This is a genomic window from Acrocarpospora phusangensis (genome assembly GCF_016862995.1).
GTDB lineage: Bacteria > Actinomycetota > Actinomycetes > Streptosporangiales > Streptosporangiaceae > Acrocarpospora > Acrocarpospora phusangensis.
The window spans coordinates 21656-38437 of sequence record NZ_BOOA01000025.1; the positions used below are offsets into that span (position 1 = coordinate 21656).

The 16782-nt window shown below is 71.5% G+C and carries 14 protein-coding genes; 7 read left to right on the forward strand and 7 right to left on the reverse strand.

Annotated features, from left to right (window positions below; all coding sequences use genetic code 11):
• Together Aph01nite_RS16745 and Aph01nite_RS16750 are read left to right on the forward strand one after the other, a co-directional pair.
• Positions 1-981, forward strand: a complete 981-nt coding sequence (locus Aph01nite_RS16745) for an AAA family ATPase (protein WP_204041817.1) — start codon at positions 1-3, stop codon at positions 979-981.
• Positions 982-986: 5 nt separating this feature from the next.
• Positions 987-3782 (forward strand): TIR-like protein FxsC, encoded by a 2796-nt coding sequence (locus Aph01nite_RS16750; protein WP_204041818.1) that lies wholly within the window; start codon positions 987-989, stop codon positions 3780-3782.
• A gap of 58 nt (positions 3783-3840) precedes the next feature.
• Here Aph01nite_RS16750 and Aph01nite_RS16755 read toward each other — a convergent pair whose 3' ends face one another.
• A complete protein-coding gene (locus Aph01nite_RS16755) occupies positions 3841-4206 on the reverse strand; it encodes an MmcQ/YjbR family DNA-binding protein (RefSeq protein ID WP_239161752.1) in 366 nt (121 codons plus the stop codon).
• Positions 4207-4233: 27 nt separating this feature from the next.
• The gene (locus tag Aph01nite_RS16760; RefSeq protein WP_239161753.1) at positions 4234-4812 is read right to left on the reverse strand and encodes a hypothetical protein; all 579 of its coding nucleotides are present in this window, start codon (positions 4810-4812) and stop codon (positions 4234-4236) included.
• A 167-nt stretch (positions 4813-4979) separates the two neighbouring features.
• On the opposite strand from Aph01nite_RS16760, the gene Aph01nite_RS16765 reads away from it, so the two are divergent.
• The 4 genes from Aph01nite_RS16765 to Aph01nite_RS16780 all read left to right on the forward strand — a co-directional run bounded on the left by Aph01nite_RS16765 (position 4980) and on the right by Aph01nite_RS16780 (position 8273).
• A complete protein-coding gene (locus tag Aph01nite_RS16765) occupies positions 4980-5915 on the forward strand; it encodes an endonuclease/exonuclease/phosphatase family protein (RefSeq protein ID WP_204041819.1) in 936 nt (311 codons plus the stop codon).
• Positions 5916-5927: 12 nt separating this feature from the next.
• Positions 5928-7019 carry an MBL fold metallo-hydrolase gene (locus Aph01nite_RS16770; RefSeq protein ID WP_204041820.1) on the forward strand — a complete coding sequence of 364 codons (1092 nt, stop codon included), beginning with the start codon at positions 5928-5930 and terminating at the stop codon, positions 7017-7019.
• A gap of 66 nt (positions 7020-7085) precedes the next feature.
• Entirely contained in the window at positions 7086-7436 is a 351-nt protein-coding gene (locus Aph01nite_RS16775; RefSeq protein ID WP_204041821.1) for a histone-like nucleoid-structuring protein Lsr2, read from the forward strand.
• Between the two features lie 3 nt (positions 7437-7439).
• On the forward strand, positions 7440-8273 hold the full coding sequence (locus Aph01nite_RS16780) for a PHP domain-containing protein (RefSeq protein WP_204041822.1): 834 nt from the start codon (positions 7440-7442) through the stop codon (positions 8271-8273).
• 12 nt (positions 8274-8285) lie between these two features.
• Here Aph01nite_RS16780 and Aph01nite_RS16785 read toward each other — a convergent pair whose 3' ends face one another.
• Together Aph01nite_RS16785 and map are read right to left on the reverse strand one after the other, a co-directional pair.
• Entirely contained in the window at positions 8286-8897 is a 612-nt protein-coding gene (locus Aph01nite_RS16785; RefSeq protein ID WP_204041823.1) for an alpha/beta hydrolase, read from the reverse strand.
• A gap of 164 nt (positions 8898-9061) precedes the next feature.
• Positions 9062-9829 (reverse strand): type I methionyl aminopeptidase, encoded by a 768-nt coding sequence (map, locus tag Aph01nite_RS16790; RefSeq protein ID WP_204041824.1) that lies wholly within the window; start codon positions 9827-9829, stop codon positions 9062-9064.
• A 66-nt stretch (positions 9830-9895) separates the two neighbouring features.
• Between map and Aph01nite_RS16795 the strand changes: the two genes are divergently transcribed.
• A complete protein-coding gene (locus Aph01nite_RS16795) occupies positions 9896-10150 on the forward strand; it encodes a helix-turn-helix domain-containing protein (protein ID WP_204041825.1) in 255 nt (84 codons plus the stop codon).
• Between the two features lie 157 nt (positions 10151-10307).
• On the opposite strand, the gene Aph01nite_RS16800 is transcribed toward Aph01nite_RS16795, so the two are convergent.
• From Aph01nite_RS16800 to Aph01nite_RS16810, 3 genes are all read right to left on the reverse strand, one after another.
• The gene (locus tag Aph01nite_RS16800) at positions 10308-12635 is read right to left on the reverse strand and encodes a Tex family protein (RefSeq protein ID WP_204041826.1); all 2328 of its coding nucleotides are present in this window, start codon (positions 12633-12635) and stop codon (positions 10308-10310) included.
• 122 nt (positions 12636-12757) lie between these two features.
• Entirely contained in the window at positions 12758-14698 is a 1941-nt protein-coding gene (locus Aph01nite_RS16805) for a glycosyl hydrolase family 18 protein (protein WP_239161754.1), read from the reverse strand.
• Positions 14699-15130: 432 nt separating this feature from the next.
• Positions 15131-16762 carry a RecQ family ATP-dependent DNA helicase gene (locus tag Aph01nite_RS16810; protein ID WP_204041828.1) on the reverse strand — a complete coding sequence of 544 codons (1632 nt, stop codon included), beginning with the start codon at positions 16760-16762 and terminating at the stop codon, positions 15131-15133.
• Positions 16763-16782 lie beyond the last annotated feature (20 nt).

Here is a 16782-nt window from a genome sequence, read left to right on the forward strand (position 1 = left end):
ATGACGATCTTCAGAGGTGACGGGACGCCCCACGACTGGGACATGCCCCCGGCGCCGCCCTGGCGCCGGTTCGGCGGCGGCCCGCTGATCACCCCTGTCTTCGACGAGGAGACGGACGGCCGGCCCACCGACCTGGAACGGGCGCTCACCTACCGCTCGGACGCCCGCGAGGTCGAACTCGTCAACATCGCGATCCTCCTGCGCCGTCCCCTGCTCCTCACCGGCCGTCCCGGGACCGGCAAGTCCACCCTCGCGTACGCGATCGCCCACGAACTGGGGCTCGGTCCCGTCCTTCGCTGGCCGATCACCAGCCGTACGACGCTGCAGGACGGGCTCTACCGCTACGACGCCATCGCCCGGCTCCAGGACGCCAACCTCGCCAGGCACCAGCAGCGGCCGGACGCCGACATCGGCAGATACGTGCAGCTCGGACCGCTCGGCACCGCCCTGCTGCCGACCGAACGCCCCCGCGTGGTGCTCATCGACGAGGTCGACAAAAGCGACGTCGACCTGCCCAACGACCTGCTCAACGTGCTGGAGGAAGGCGAGTTCCTCATCCCCGAACTCGTCCGCATCGCCGACAGCCACGAAAGCGTCGAAGTGGGCATGGAACGCGCCGCCGCCCCGGCCCCCGTCAGGCGCGGCACGGTACGGTGCCACGCCTTCCCCATCGTGGTGATGACCAGCAACGGGGAACGCGAGTTCCCGCCCGCGTTCCTGCGCCGCTGCCTCCGGCTCGACATCGCCGAGCCCGACAGCCGCAGGCTCGAAGCCATCGTCAGCGCCCACCTGGGCGAGGAGGCGCTGGCCGCCAGCGGCGACATCCTCCAGCAGTTCCTCCAGCGGCGCAGCACCGGCGAACTCGCCACCGACCAGCTGCTCAACGCCATCTTCCTGACCATGCACCCGGACCAGACCGGCGTCGCGGACCGGCGTGAGCTGGCCGAACTGGTGCTCAAACACCTGAGCGCGGCGTACTGACGGCCATGTCCCTCATCTCGGTCATCAGCGCTTTGCACCGCGCGAACCTCACACCGACGGCCCGTGAACTGGCCGAGGCGATCTGGCTCGCGCGGTACGCCCCTGCCTCCGTCCTCGGCGCGGAGGCGGCGGCACCGGTTGGCGGGCCGGACCAGGACTCCGACGGCGGCGCGGACACCGAGACGGACGACCTTTCGGCCGCGCACGCGGCGGGCGCGCCGCTCGGCGTGCCCGGCTCCTCGCCGGCGGGGTCCCGCATGACCGGGCGTCCCGTCCGCCTCCCGGAGGCGCCCGGCCTGACCGGCGGCCGCGACCTCCAGCACGCGGTACGGCCGCTCCGCCGCAGGGTCCCCTCCCACCGGCGCCTGACCTTCGACGAGAACGCCACCGTGGCCTTCATCGCGAGCACCGGACTCTGGCTGCCCGTCCAGCGTCCCGCGCCCGAACGGTGGTTCGAGGTGGCCCTCGTCGTCGACACGTCGCCGTCGATGGCGCTCTGGCGGGTGGCGGCGGCCGAACTCCACACCCTGCTCAGCGGGACCGGCGCTTTCCGGGACGTACGCACCTGGTACCTCGACCCGGCGAAAGGCGGCGTCGCGGCGACACCGTCCGGCCCGGGGCGTGACCCGAGGGAACTCGTCGACGGAGCCGGGCGGCGGCTCTTCCTCGTGCTCACCGACGGCGGCGCGCGGGGCTGGCACGACGGCACCTGCCTCCGCACACTCACCGGATGGGCGCACCGGTGCCCGGCCGCGGTCCTCCAGACGCTCCCCGAGCAGATGTGGTCCCGCACCGGGCTCCCGGTTCTCGGAGCCCGGCTCCACGCCGCCGCGGCCGGCCTCCCCAACACGCGCCTGCGCACCACGTTCCCCCGCCGCCGTCCCCGCCGCACGCCCGAGGTGCCCATCCCGGTGCTGGGCGTCGAACCCACCGCTCTCGGATCCCTGGCCCGCCTGCTGGCGGGAACCGCGACCGGGGTGCCCCTGGCGATCGCCGCCGACCGGGTTCCGACAGCCGGGCAGGAGACACCGGCCGCCTGGGTGCAGGCTGGTGACGAACTGGGCCGCTTCCGGGCCAGCGCCTCCCCGGAGGCGTACCAGCTGGCCGTGTGCCTGTCGGCGGTGCCGCTCACGCTGCCGGTCATGCGGTTGGTCCGGCACGCGGCGGTACCTGCGTCGACGACCTCCGCCCTGGCCGAAGTGCTGCTCGGAGGACTGCTGGTCAGGACAGGGCAGGACTCCTACGAGTTCCTTCCCGGCGTGCGGGAAGGTTTGCGCGGTGAGCTGCGGCGGTCGGAGGAGATCGCCGTGCGGGCGGCCGTGTCCGGTTACATCGAGGACAACGCGGGGAGACGAGGGCAGACCTTCGCCGGAATCATCGCAGCGGCGGAGGGCGAGCCCGCTGCTGTCGCCGGGGGAGAACTCGCGCCGGTGCCCGCAGAGGTGACCACTCGCCTCGGTCTGCCGGACGTTCCAGACACCTCACCGGCAGAAGTCGGCGGCCCGGCCGATCAAATGGCGAATGAGGGTATCGAGGAATCCTATTCCCGGTCTGAGCGGCGCAGGTTCTCCCGCAGAAACGACGCACAAGCTCCCTACTTCTTTCTCAGCTACGCGCACATCCCCGGTCTGGCCGAGGACGGAAGGACTGATCCGAACAGGTGGGTGGCGAAACTCTTCCGTGATCTCGTGGACGAGATTCTCCAACTGACCACTGTCCGCGGGCCGGAGCAGGCGGGGTTCATGGACTACGAGCTTCGATCCGGAGTGCGCTGGGCGGATCAGCTGAGCGAGGCTCTTGCCACCTGCCGCGTCTTTGTCCCGCTGTACTCCCCGCGCTACTTCAGCAGTGAGGCGTGCGGTAAGGAATGGTCGGCTTTCGCGCGACGGTTGCCCGTGCCCGCCGACGAAGAAAACCGCATGGGCGCCATCATCCCCGCCTTGTGGGCACCGCTCCCTGAGCTGGACTCTATCCCCAGGGTGGCCAGAGAGATACAGTTCGATCACGAGACGCTCGGGCCTCGATATCGCGAGGAGGGCTTCTACGGGCTGATGAAGGCCAGGTCGAGGCGCCTCCACTACCAGAGAGCCGTCGACGTCCTCGCCAAGCGGATCATCCAGGTGGCCGAGCGGGATCCCGCTCCCCTTGGTGAACCAGCCGACTTCGTGAACCTGCCCAGCGCTTTTCACGACCCCGATACAGGGGCGGCGCTCAGATCCAGTGTTCCCCGGATCAGCATGACCATAGTCGCCCTGGACCTGTCCCGACTGTCCAGCGGACAGCAGTCGCGTCCCTACGGCCGGACTCCGCTGGAGTGGCACCCATTTCCCGAGGGCCGGCCATTGGCCTCCTACGCTGTGGACGCGGCGTTACAGCACGGATATGCCCTTGAAGTCGGTTCATTGGACGATCAGGTCGAATATCTGACTCGCGATAAAAAGCCCGATACGCCCAGTGTCGTCGTCGTGGACCCGTGGGCGGTGCAGGACGCCAGATTGTGGCAGAGCCTGCGCCGCCTCTGCGAAACGGCTTCACGTCCGCTGCCTGTTGTGGTGTGGAATACGAACGACGCGCTGTTGGGCAGAGCCGAGAACGAACTGAGCGCGCGGCTCCGTGAGGCCATTCCGGAACTGCCCGGCGCGCCGGCCGCCACGCACGTCACCTCGCTGGCAGCCTTTCAGCGGGAACTGCCGCGGATCCTCTATTCAGCCGTGGCACGCTATCTCAGATCGGCACCGTCTCATCCGCCGACGGATTCCGGCAAGCCGAGCCTCATGGATCCTGCGCAGGACGACAACTGAGCAAGGCGCTTGGACGTTCCTCCTGCTGGCGCTAGCCAGCACCTGGGCAGCAGCACCTTCACGGCACCAGCGCCGATATCTTCTTCGGCACGCACATCCGCCAGGCCTCGGTCACCAGCTCCCGCGTCTCCTCCTCGTCCAGAGCCGCCAACCATGCCCGCACCCAGTGATAACGCTCATCCGACGGCCGAGGCATGAAGAACTTCTCCGGCTCGGCCCGGATCAGATCGGCCCGCTCCTCCTTCGGAAACCCGAACCCCATCGCCGTCTCATCCGGCGATATCGCCAGATAAACGATCCGCCCCACCCGGAACTTCACCCGATCCCTGATCAGATGCTCCGTCGTCCGAGGCAGCCCCATCGCGATCCCCCGGATCACCTCCACAGTCACCATGCCCGCGATCGTAGCCACGCCCACCGACACTTCCCGGCGCGAACGTCGCCCGCAGCGTCAGGTGGTGCGGACCCAGTGGGGGTCGTTGTAGAGGACGACGTCGGGGCCGTCGAGGAGGCGGTCGGGGGCGGAGAGGAGGGCGACCTCGCCTTGGGCTTGGAGGTGGAGGAGGAGGTCGCGGACGCGGGGGCCGACGGGGAGGCGGCCTGGGGGGAGGGAGAGGTGGGAGCGGACTTTGTCGGAGAGTTCGGAGAGGCGGAACGGGCGGTGGGGGAGGAGAAGGCGGATCAGGGGGAGGGTGATGGTGCGTTCGGCTTCGGCGTGGGCCAGCTGCCAGACGAGCTGGCGGCCGCGCCGGCCGGTGGCGGCGCAGGACGTGCAGGGGCGGGTGTAGCCGGGGAAGGGCTCCTGGCGGGTGCTGCCGAAGCAGGTGGTGCAGAGGTTGAGCTCCATGGCGTGGAGTTCGGCGGCGGTCTGGTCGGGCAGGGCGAGGTCGCACGCGCAGCTGAAGGTCCGGGCCGGAATGACCGAGTCATCGTCGTTCGGAACAATGCCGGAATACTCGGAAATATCGTAATAATCGGGGGCGTCAGTGGAGGCCGGCGGCGCGGCGGGGCCCGGCGTATGCGGGGGCATGCCATCATCGGGACCGGACCGCGGAGCCGTACGGGGAAGCCACTGGGCGGTTATTCGATGGTTCGTCATCGGTTTGAACTGTATCTGTCGCCAGGCCGGAAGAACGCCGTCATAGTGGGACCACGAAACTCGGGAAATTCCGGATTTGCTCTGGGGGTGGGGCGATCGTGGTCGTCGTCGGCACGTGGAATCTGGAGAACCTCTACCGGGCGGGTGGGGAGTTCGGGCCTCGGGACGAGGCCGCGTACGAGGCGAAACTGAAGGCGCTGGCCGGGACGATCACGCAGATCGGGCCGGACGTGCTGGGCGTGCAGGAGGTCGGCGAGCCGGAGGCGCTGGAGGACCTGGCCGGGCTCCTGGAAGGGGAGTGGCATCTGGCGCTCTCCCGCTACCCGGACGCGCGCGGCATCCGCGTCGGCTTCCTCAGCAGGCTCCCACTGACCGTCCTGCACGACGTGAGCGCGTTCCCGCGCCCGCTCGCCGCCGTCCAGACCGCCGACGGCGGTGACACCGTGGACCGCACCAGCCGGGGCATGCTCGCCGTCCAGGCCGGCCCCGACCTGGTCGTGGCCGTCGCGCACCTCAAGTCCAAGCTGCTCTCCTACCCCGGCGGCCGGTTCGGCCCCCGCGACGAGGGCGAGCGCGCCCGCGTCGGCGCGTACGCGCTGATGCGGCGCACCGCGGAGGCCGTCACGTTACGCGGCCTGGCCGACGACATCCTGGACGGCCAGGGCGCGAGCCGCGCGCTGATCGTGCTCGGCGACCTGAACGACGAGGTCGCGGCGGCCACCACCCAGCTCCTGGTGGGCCCGCCCGGCTCCGAGATCGGCACGCCGGGCGAGCGGGTGCCCGACAAGGGCGACGGCTGGCGGCTGTGGAATCTCGCCCCGCGCATCCCCGAGGACGAACGGTTCTCCCGGGTCTACCACGGCCGCCGCGAGCTGATCGACCACATCCTGATCAGCCGTGCCCTGCTCGGCCGCGTCCAGGCGGTCCGCTCGGTCATCGACCACGGCCTGCCCTCCGTCGGCGACCTCCCCGCCGTGCGGCGCGACACGCCTGATTCGGACCATGCCCCCATCACCGTCACTCTCGCCTTGTGACACCATCGTTCTATGCGCAAATCGGGGTGGCTGGCGGCGGGTCTGGCAGCGGCGGGGGCCGCCTGGCTGATGCGGGACATTCCGGCCGCGCTGGGCGCGGCCCCGGCCGGGAAACGCGCCGAGCGCGTCCGCCGCTCCCCCCAGTTCGACGGTACGGCGTTCCGCAACATCGACCCCACCACGGTCCCGCCCGCGGGCGAGAAGAAACCCATCATGCGCGACCTCATCGAGAGCCGCGAACACCGTAAACCGCACGGCCAGATCCCCGTCGTGACCCCCTCCGCCAAACCCCTGAGCAGTCTGGACGTCGTCTGGTACGGCCACGCCTCCACCCTGGTCGAGATCGAGGGCCGCCGTGTCCTGTTCGACCCGATGTGGAGCGACCGCTGCTCCCCGGCGGCCCACCTCGGGCCCCGCCGCCTGCACCAGCCCCCGGCCCCGCTCGACACCCTGCCCCAGGTCGACGCGATCGTGATCTCCCACGACCACTACGACCACCTGGACATGCCCACCGTCCGCGCCCTGGTCGGCCTCCAGTCCGCGCCCTTCCTGGTCCCCCTCGGCGTCGGCGCCCACCTGGAGAAATGGGGCGTGCCGGCGTTCCGCATCGTGGAGCTCGACTGGGACGAGTCGGTCACCGTCGCCGGCCTGCGCCTGACCGTCACCGAGGCCCGCCATTTCTCCGGCCGCGGCCTGCGCCGCAACGGCACCCTCTGGGGCTCCTGGGTGGTGACGGGCACCTCCCGCCGCGTCTTCTACACCGGCGACTCCGGCTACTTCCCCGGCTACGCGACCATCGGCGAACGCCACGGCCCCTTCGACCTGGCCCTCATCCAGATTGGCGCGTACAGCCCGAGCTGGCCGGACATCCACATGACCCCGGAGGAGGCCGTCGCCGCCCACCTCGACCTGCGGGCCGGGCTGCTCGTCCCGGTGCACTGGTGCACCTTCGTCCTGTCCTTCCACCCGTGGGGCGAGCCCGTCGACCGCCTGTGGCGCGAGGCCAAGGCCCGGGGCGTACGGCTGGCCGTGCCGAAACCGGGGGAGCGGGTCGCCGTGGACCAGCCGCCACTGGTCGACGGATGGTGGCAGTCCATCGCCTGAACCCCGGGACGCCTAGAACCCCAGTACGATTGCCGGGCACATGACGTCCGGTAGGGGGAGAGCTTAGTGGCGGAGAAGGTCATCCTGATTGATGATCTCGATCAGTCCGAGGGCGAAGACGTGGTCCGGCGGGAGTTCCAGCTCCTGCAGCGTACGTTCGCGATCGACCTGTCGGAGGCGAACAACGCGCGGCTGGCCGAGGCGGTCGGCCTGATCGAACTGGCGGTGGAGCGGGGCCGCGAGGTCAAGCAGGCGACCAGGGCGCGCAAGGCGCCCGAGGCGACGCGGCTCCAGGGGCACACCAACACCGACGTCCGGGAGTGGGCCCGGGAGCAGGGCATCGAGGTGCCCGCCCGGGGCAAGCTGCCGGACGAGGTGATCGACAAGTTCCTCGCCGCGCTGCCGGGAGAGTCCTGACCGGTGCGGATCGACCTGCACAGCCACAGCACCGCCTCGGACGGGACCGAGCGTCCCGCCGAGGTGGTGCGGCGGGCGCGGGCGGCCGGGCTGGACGTGCTGGCGCTCACCGACCACGACGGCGTCGGAGGGCACCGGGAGGCGATCGAGGCGCTCCCCGAAGGGCTGACGCTGGTTCCCGGCATGGAGCTGTCGTGCCGCAGGGACGGGATGAGCGTGCACCTGCTGGCGTACTTGTTCGACGAGGGGAACGCCGAGCTGGCGGCCGAGCTTGAGCTGATCAGGGCCGCCCGTGACGACCGGGCGGCCGCGATGGTGGCCAGGATCGCCGAGCTGGGCGTGCCGATCACGCTGGACATGGTCACGGCCATCGCCGGAGGCGGCGTGATCGGCCGCCCGCACATCGCTCGCGCCGTGGTGGCGGCCGGCGCCGTCCCGACCGTCGAGGACGCCTTCACGCCCGAGTGGATCGGCACCGGCGGCCGGGCCCACGTCTCCCGCTACGCGCTGGATCCCGTCCGCGCGGTCCTCCTCACCCGTGCCGCCGGCGGCACGGCCGTCCTGGCGCACCCGCGCGCCGCCAGACGCGGCCGGACCGTGCCCGACGCGTGGATCGCCGAGATGGCCGCCGCCGGGCTCGCCGGCGTCGAGGCCGACCACCCCGACCACACCTCCGAGGCCCGCGCCGAAATCCGCGCCCTCGCGGCCGACCTGGACCTGATCGTCACCGGGTCGAGCGACGACCACGGCAGCCTGACCGGCCACCGCCTCGGCTGCGAGACCACCAGCCCCGACCAGTACGAGCGGCTCCTCGCCTCCAGATCAGCGACCCTCTAGATCAGCGACCCTCTAGATCAGTGACAGGGCGAACTCGGTGGTCAGGCGGTGCCAGAGGCCGGGATGGCGGAGCATCGCGTGGCCCTCGCCCGGGATGTCGATCATGCGGACGTCGGCGGCGACCTGGCGGGCACGCTCCGCGTACGCGCGGGTGGCGGCCAGGGTCGTGGTCCGGTCGGCGGTGCCGTGCACGAAGAGCACATGCCGCCCGGCCAGCTGGGCGACGGGTTCCCCCGCGGGGACCCAGGGCGCGAGGGCCGCGACCCCGGCCACGTTCGGGTTCCCGGCCACCCGCAGCGCCGTACGGCCGCCCATGGAGTGCCCGACCAGGATCACCGGCACGTCGTACGTGTTCCGCAGCCGGGCCAGGATCTCGTTGACGTCGGCCACCGGCGAGGCCTCCGAGCCGTTCCAGCCGCGCACCCGGTAGCGCACCCGCCAGACGGCCAGGCCCCGGTGCGCGCCCGCCCGGGTGAGCGCCCAGGCGAACGGGAGCATGCGGAGCACCGCGAGCTGCCTGCCGCTGGTCGGGCCGTGCCCGACCTCCTGGCCGCCGTGCAGGACCAGGGCGACACCCTTCACCTCGCCCCGCGCGGGGGTCACCTCGACGACGGGCTCACGCATCGCGGCCGCCCTCGCGCGCCGATCGGACGGCCCGCGTGGTGGCGGGCCGGGTCTCCAGGTGGGTGGACAGGCTTACTCCCCAGGTCGATTACGGCGGCCGGGGGATCGCTCCCCCACGGCACGGAGCGTACCTGGTGAGGAGGGGTCCGCACGCCCCGCACGGGTCAGGGGAGGGTGAGGATCCGGGGGCCGTCGTCGGTGATCGCGACCGTGTGCTCGACGTGCACGGCGCGGGTGCCGTCGGAGCTGCGCAGGCCCCAGCCGTCGGCCGCCGCGTAGTACGAGCCGGAGCCGCCGGACACGAACATGGGCTCGATGGCCAGGGTGAGACCCGGGCGCAGCACCAGGCCCCGGCCCGGGCGGCCCTCGTTGCGGACGAACGGGGGCTCGTGCATGTGGCGGCCGATGCCGTGGCCGCCGAAGTCGTCCATGATGCCGTATCCGGCGGCGCGGCCCACCTGGCCGACGGCGTGCTCGACGTCGCCCAGCCGGTTGCCGGGCACGGCCGCCTTGATCGCCGCCTCCAGCGCCTCCCCGGCCACGTCGATCATCCGCAGGTCCTCGGCCGATCCGGTGCCGACGATCGTGCTGAACGCCGCGTCACCCGCCCATCCGTCCAGGTACGCCCCGAAATCGATGGTCAGCAGGTCCCCGTCCCGCACCTGGTAGCGGTCCGGGATGCCGTGGACGATCACGTCGTTCACCGAGGCGCAGATCACGGCGGGGAAGGGCGTCGGCGCGAAGGCGGGCTGGTAGTTCAGGAACGCCGACGTGGCCTTGCTCTCCTTGAGGATCGTGGCCGCGATCTCGTTCAGCTCGGTCAGCCGTACGCCGGGGGCGACCGCGTCCTTCATGGCGGCCAGGGCGCGGCCGACCACGCGGCCCGCCTCCCGCATGGCGTCCAGCTCGCCGCTCGTCTTGATTTCGACCATGACTCCTCCACCGGGCTACCCAATAGTTATACCGGTATTGTTATCACAGTTGCTACGATGTTCCGCATGGTGCGACCTTCGCTCTCCGAACTGGATCACGAACGCGGCCACCGGCTCGGCCGCCTCCTCCGCCAGGCCCGGGGGGATCGCAGCATGCCGGAGGTGGCCGCCGCCGCCGGGCTCTCCGCGGAGACCCTCCGCAAGATCGAGACCGGCCGCGTGCCCACGCCCGCCTTCTTCACCGTCGCCGCCCTCGGCCAAGCCCTGGGCATCTCGCTCGACGTCCTGGCCCAAGCCTGCGCGGACGAGCGGGCCGCCTGATCGCGGGCACCGACCGCGACTGACAGGGCCTCACGGTGCACCGGCTCCGCGGCGCCGGATGCTGGCGCGGCGACGCAGGGTCGGCCGGGCGCGGCATGCGCGAAATCCGCCGGCCAAGGCCATCGGGCCAGGCCGGCGGGCGAACGCACAGGATGGGTCAGCGGTCGCGTTTGCCCTGGTTGTTGAGGCCCGCGCGGCGGAGGGCTTCGGCCATGGCCCCGCCGGGCGGCGGGGCGGAGTCGCGGCCCGAGCCCCGGTTCTGGCGGGGGTTCTGCTGCCTGCCGCCCTGCCTGGGCTGCCGGGACTCGCCGCGCGGGGACGGCACGGCCTTCGCCGCCTCGTCCTCCAGGCGCAGGGTCAGCGAGATGCGCTTGCGCGGGATGTCCACGTCGAGCACCTTCACCCGGACGATGTCGCCCGGCTTCACCACATCCCGGGGATCCTTCACGAAATTCGAGGACATGGCCGACACGTGCACGAGCCCGTCCTGGTGTACGCCGACGTCCACGAACGCCCCGAACGCGGCCACGTTGGTGACCACGCCCTCCAGGATCAGCCCCGGCTTCAGGTCGCTGATCTTGTCGATGCCGTCCTTGAAGGTGGCCGTCTTGAACGCCGGCCGGGGGTCACGGCCGGGCTTCTCCAGCTCCTTGAGGATGTCGGACACGGTCGGCAGGCCGAAGGTGTCGTCCACGAAGTCCGACGGGTTCAGCTTGCGCAGCTTCGCAGTGTCGCCGATCAGCGACTTCAGGTCCCCGCCCGCCAGGATCCGCCGCACCACCGGGTACGCCTCCGGGTGCACGCTGGACGCGTCCAGCGGATCGTCCCCGCCCGGGATGCGCAGGAACCCGGCGCACTGCTCGAACGCCTTCGGCCCGAGCCGCGCCACGTCCTTCAGCGCCCGCCGGGACCGGAAGGGACCGTTCGCGTCCCGGTGCAGAACGATGTTCTCGGCCAGCCCGGAGCCGATCCCGGACACCCGGGTCAGCAGCGGCGCGGAGGCCGTGTTCACGTCCACGCCGACCGCGTTCACGCAGTCCTCCACCACCGCGTCCAGCGACCGCGACAGCTTCAGCTCCGACAGGTCGTGCTGGTACTGCCCGACCCCGATGGACTTGGGATCGATCTTGACCAGCTCGGCCAGCGGATCCTGGAGCCGCCGGGCGATCGACACCGCGCCGCGCAGCGACACGTCCAGCCCGGGCAGCTCCTGCGAGGCGTACGAGGAGGCGGAGTAGACCGACGCCCCCGCCTCCGACACGACGATCTTGGTCAGGCCCGGCATCAGCTTCAGCAGGTCGCCGGCGAGCTTGTCGGTCTCCCTGGACGCGGTGCCGTTGCCGATGGCGATCAGCTCGACGCCGTGCTTCTGCGCCAGCGCCCCGAGTACGGCGATCGACTGGTCCCACTGCCGCCGCGGCTCGTGCGGGTAGATCGTGGCGGTCTCGACGACCTTGCCGGTCGCGTCGACCACGGCCACCTTCACGCCCGTACGCAAGCCGGGGTCGAGGCCCATCGTCGGGCGGGTCCCGGCGGGGGCGGCCAGCAGCAGGTCGCGCAGGTTGGCCGCGAACACCCGGACGGCCTCGTCCTCGGCCGCCTGCCACAGGCGCGTCCGCAGGTCGATGCCCAGGTGCACGAGCACCCGGGTCCGCCACGCCCAGCGCACCGTGTCCAGCAGCCAGCGATCGCCCGCCCGGCCCTGGTCCGCGACGCCGAACCGGCGGGCGATGCGCTGCTCGAACGTGCTCGGCCCCTCCTGCGGCTCCTCCGGCTCCAGGGTCAGCGAGAGGATCTCCTCCTTCTCGCCCCGGAACATGGCCAGGATGCGGTGGGAGGGCAGCTTGGCGAACGGCTCGCCGAAGGAGAAGTAGTCGGAGAACTTGGCCCCGGCCTCCTCCTTGCCCTCCTTGACCTGGGCCAGCAGCCGGCCGCGCGTCCACATGCTCTCGCGCAGCTCGCCGATCAGGTCGGCGTCCTCGCCGAAGCGCTCGATCAGGATCGCCCGCGCGCCCTCCAGGGCCGCCGCCGCGTCGGCCACTCCCTCGCCGACGTAACCGGCCGCGGTGGCCGCCGGGTCCAGCGTCGGGTCGCCGAGCAGCTGGTCGGCCAGCGGCTCCAGCCCGGCCTCCCGGGCGATCTGCGCCTTGGTCCGCCGCTTCGGCTTGTACGGCAGGTAGATGTCCTCCAGCCGCGCCTTCGAGTCGGCCGCCATGATCTGCGCCCGCAGCGCGTCGTCCAGCTTGCCCTGCGACTCGATCGACTCCAGGATCGCGCTCCGGCGCTCCTCCAGCTCGCGCAGGTAGCGCAGCCGCTCCTCCAGCGACCGCAGCTGCGCGTCGTCGAGCATCTCGGTCGCTTCCTTGCGATACCGCGCGATGAACGGCACCGTGGCCCCGCCGTCGAGCAGCTCCACGGCCGCGGCCACCTGCCGCTCCCGCACACCGAGCTCCTCGGCGATCCGCTGGTTGATCGAAGTCGTCACCCGGCTATTCTGCCCGACCGCGGGCCCGCGCCGGCCCCCGGCGACGGGAAAGGCCCGCCGGAGAGGGGGCGCTCCGGCGGGCCCGACCCGGGCGGATCACAGGGATCCGCCCGGGTTTCCGGTTATGCCAGACCGTTCTTCATGGACGTGATGAGCTCGCCGTTGGAGGTGTCTCCGGTGAGCTCCCAGAAGAACGCCCCGCCCAGCCCCTGGTCCTTGGAGTACGTCATCTTCCCGGTGATCGTGCTGGGGGTGTCGTAGCTCCACCAGTTGCTGCCGCACTTGGCGTACGCGGTGCCGGCGATGGTCCCGGTGGGCGGGCAGGTGTTCTTGAGGACCTTGTAGTCCTCGTTGCCGGCCTCCCACGTGCCGGCCGCCGGTCCGGTGGCCGTGCCGCCCGGCGTGGCCTGGGTCACGCCGGTCCAGCCGCGCCCGTAGAAGCCGATGCCGAGCAGCAGCTTGCTGGCCGGGATGCCCTTGCTCTTCAGCTTCTGGATGGCCGCGTCGGAGTAGAAGCCCGCCTGCGGGATGCCGGTGTAGGAGTGCAGCGGCGAGTGCGGCGCGGTCGGGCCCTGCGGGGCGAAGGCGCCGAAGTAGTCGTAGGTCATGACGTTGTACCAGTCGAGGTACTGGGCGGCGCCGCCGTAGTCGGCCGCGTCGATCTTGCCGCCGTTCGTGCCGTCGGCGGTGATCGCGGCGGTGACCAGGTTGTTCGCGCCGAACCTGTTGCGCAGCGCCTGCATCAGCGTGCGGAAGGAGGCGAAGCCGCTGGCGTCGCAGGACAGCCCGCAGGCGTTCGGGTACTCCCAGTCGATGTCGATGCCGTCGAAGACGTCGGCCCAGCGCGGGTCCTCCACCAGGTTGTAGCAGGAGTTGGCGAAGGCGGTCGGGTTCTGCGCGGCCTGGCCGAAGCCGCCGGACCAGGTCCAGCCGCCGAACGAGAACAGGATCTTGATGTTGGGGAACTGCGCCTTCAGCTTGCGCAGCTGGTTGAAGCTGCCGCGCAGCGGCTGGTCCCAGGTGTCGGCGACGCCGTCCACGCTCTCGGCCGCCGTGTAGGCCTTCTCGTAGTCGGCGTAGGAGTCGCCGATGACGCACTGGCCGTTCTGCACGTTGCCGAAGGCGTAGTTGATGTGCGTCAGCTTGGCCGCGGAGCCGCTGGTGACGATGTTCTTGACGTGGTAGCCGCGCTGGTAGACGCCCCACTGCACGAAGTAGCCGAGGAGCTTCTTGCCGCCGCCCCCGCCGCCGCCGGTCGTGGTGGCGGTGACCGAGTTGCTGAGGCCGGACTGGTTGTTGGCGGCGTCGCGGGCGCGTACCTGGTAGGTGTAGCTGGTGTTGGCGGCTCGGCCGGTGTCGGTGTACGTGGTGCCGGTCACGGTGGTGACGAGGGTGCCGCCGCGGTAGACGAGGTAGCCGGTGACGCCGACGTTGTCGGTGGAGGCGTTCCAGGAGAGCGAGACGCTGTTGCTGGTCACGCCGGTGGACTGCAGGTTGCCGGGCACGGAGGGCGCGGTCGTGTCGCCGCCGCCACCCCCGCCGGTCACCGCGATCGCCGACACCGTGGCGTAGTTGGCCCCGCCGTTCATGTTGAACTGCACGTTCAGCTGGCCGTCGCTCACCGTCGCCGTGTACGTGCGGTCACACGCGTTGAGCGCGCCGCAGGAGGCGAACACGTCGAAGGCCGTGGCCACCACGGTGTTCTCGATCCGGATGTCGAACCGGCGCTGCCCGGCGGCGTTCGCCCAGTCCTCCATCATCTTCAGGGTCACCGTGTACGTGCCGTTGGCGACGTCGAACTTGTAGCCGCCCCAGCCGCTGAACAGCTGGTAGTTCTGGTAGAGGGCGTCGTCGGTGGTGCCCCCGATGGCGCTGCCGGTCGAGCCGGCGCCGTACGAGGTCTCATAGCCCCAGGTGCCGCTGGTGTACGCCTTGTCGGCGAGCCACGCGTTGCCGCCGCCGTCGGTGAGGGCCGGGCCGTTGGCGTTGGCCCGGACCGGCACGGTGACCGCGCCGTACGCGGCGTTCTGGGAGAGGAGAAGAGGAAGAAGCAGTGCCCCCACTGCCAGTAACAGGGTGTGAACGGTCCTGAGTCTCATCTGTGTGCTGCTCCACGTCCATGGGGGGATGGGAATGTCGCGGGACGCGTGTGCACGGCCGACCGGGCTCGGGCGGGCACTCCGGGGTGCATCGGGTGGATCGCATGTTGGGCAGGCGGAGATCGCGACATGACGCGTGGTTCCTAGCTGCGGTATCCGAGGAAACTAATAGGAAGCTTTCCTTTTAATTGCAGCGAACGTAACCCGCCCGCCGTTTCGTCGTCAATAACCGGCCCGCAGCGAACGCCAGATGGGGTCGGGCAGCAGCCGGGCGGCCTCGGCCAGGTCGGCCCTGCCCTTGGCGTGCAGGCCGGCGCTGACCTGGGCGACGCGGCCGAGGACGTCCTCCAGCAGGTGGTTGAGGAGGAAGAGCGCGAGGTGGTTTGGAGCGACTCTCTAAATCGGGGTCAGGACGCCGTCCACGGCGGCCAGCGCGAGCGTCTTGTACCCGACCGAGTCGAAGAGCACCACGATCCGGTCGTGCTCGCGGCTCAGCACCACGCCGCGGCCCCAGCTCGTATGCCTGACCTCGGAGTGCACCGGGAACGGGCCGCCGGGACGAGCGCTGTGCGGCGCGGGACGGGGTTCGTCCCGGCAGGTGTCGCAGCGCCCGCAGGCCCCCGGATACGGCTCGCCGAAGTAGCCCAGCAGGAAGCGGCGGCGGCAGCCGGTCGTCTCCGCGTAGCCGCGCATCATGTCGATCCTGGAGTCGTCCACGCGGTGCCGTACCTCGTCGAGCCGGACCGCCTCGGCGCAGGCGCGCTCCGGCGGCGGCCCGCCCGGCACACGGCGGAGGTCGCCGGAGGGGGTGAGCGTGACGGCGCCTGCCCGTTCGAGCAGGTTGACCAGGGCCGCCAGGCGGGAGGCGCCGACGCCGAGCAGGGCGCGGAGCTCCCCGGCGGGGACCGCGCCGCCGTGCTCGTACACCAGGGTGGCGACGCGCAGCAGCAGGTCGGCGTCGGCGCGCCCGCCGGTAAGGAACCGGCGCAGCCCGAGGTCCTCCGCGCGGTAGAACAGCACGGCCGACGCGAGAGCGCCGTCCCGGCCCGCCCGGCCGATCTCCTGGTAGTAGGCGTCGGGCGACTCCGGCGGGGCGGCGTGCAGCACGTAGCGCACGTCGTGGCGGTCGATCCCCATGCCGAACGCCGAGGTGGCCACCACCGTGTCCACCTCGCCCGCCGAGAACAGCTCGTGCACGCGCGTGCGCTCGGCCCGCCGCATCCCCGCGTGGTACGGCTCCGCCCGCCGCCCCCGCCCGGCGATCGCGGCGGCGTACTCCTCGGCGTCCCGGCGGCTGGCCACGTACACCAGCCCCAGGCCCTCCCGCGTGGCGGCGTCCTCGACCAGCGCGCGGCGTTTGTCGGCGTCCTGCGCGAAGCGGCGGACCGCCAGGTGGATGCCGGGCCGGTCGAACCCCCGGACGATCTCCTCCGGCCGCCGCAGCCCCAGCGACGCGACGATCTCCTCGCGCACGTTCGGCGCCGCCGTGGCCGTGAGCGCCGCCACGGGCGGGTGCCCGAGCCGCTCGATGGCCTTGCCCAGGCGCAGATAGGCGGGCCGGAAGTCGTGACCCCAGGAGGAGACGCAGTGCGCCTCGTCCACCGCGATGAGCGACGGTCTCGCCGCCGCCAGCCGGGCCACCACCTCGGGCTTGTCCAGCTGCTCGGGGGAGAGGAACACGAACTGGGCCCGCCCGTCCGTGATCCGGTCCAGACCGTCGGAGGCGGGCGCGGCCGAGTTGACCGCCACCGCCCCGCCCGCGTCCGCCTTCAGCAGGCTCGCGACCTGGTCCCGCTGGAGCGCGATGAGCGGCGAGATCACGATCGCGGGCCCGTCCAGCAGCAGCGCCGGCAGCTGGTAGACGGCCGACTTGCCGCCCCCGGTGGGCATCACCAGCAGCACGTCCCGCCCGGCCAGCAGGTGCTCCATCGCCTCCCGCTGGCCGGGCCGCAGCTCCCGCCAGCCGAACCGCTCCCTGGCCGCCTTCCGCAGCCGCCGCGCCGCCCGCAGCCTCGCCCACACGCCCATACGACCTCCGATCAGGTGGC

Coding starts and splice junctions, on each gene's coding strand:
- Aph01nite_RS16745 (WP_204041817.1), top strand. CDS start 1: ATGACGATCTTCAGAGGTGACGGGACGCCCCACGACTGGGACATGCCC.
- Aph01nite_RS16750 (WP_204041818.1), top strand. CDS start 987: ATGTCCCTCATCTCGGTCATCAGCGCTTTGCACCGCGCGAACCTCACA.
- Aph01nite_RS16760 (WP_239161753.1), bottom strand. CDS start 4,812: ATGCCCCCGCATACGCCGGGCCCCGCCGCGCCGCCGGCCTCCACTGAC.
- Aph01nite_RS16770 (WP_204041820.1), top strand. CDS start 5,928: ATGCGCAAATCGGGGTGGCTGGCGGCGGGTCTGGCAGCGGCGGGGGCC.
- Aph01nite_RS16785 (WP_204041823.1), bottom strand. CDS start 8,897: ATGCGTGAGCCCGTCGTCGAGGTGACCCCCGCGCGGGGCGAGGTGAAG.
- map (WP_204041824.1), bottom strand. CDS start 9,829: ATGGTCGAAATCAAGACGAGCGGCGAGCTGGACGCCATGCGGGAGGCG.
- Aph01nite_RS16795 (WP_204041825.1), top strand. CDS start 9,896: ATGGTGCGACCTTCGCTCTCCGAACTGGATCACGAACGCGGCCACCGG.
- Aph01nite_RS16810 (WP_204041828.1), bottom strand. CDS start 16,762: ATGGGCGTGTGGGCGAGGCTGCGGGCGGCGCGGCGGCTGCGGAAGGCG.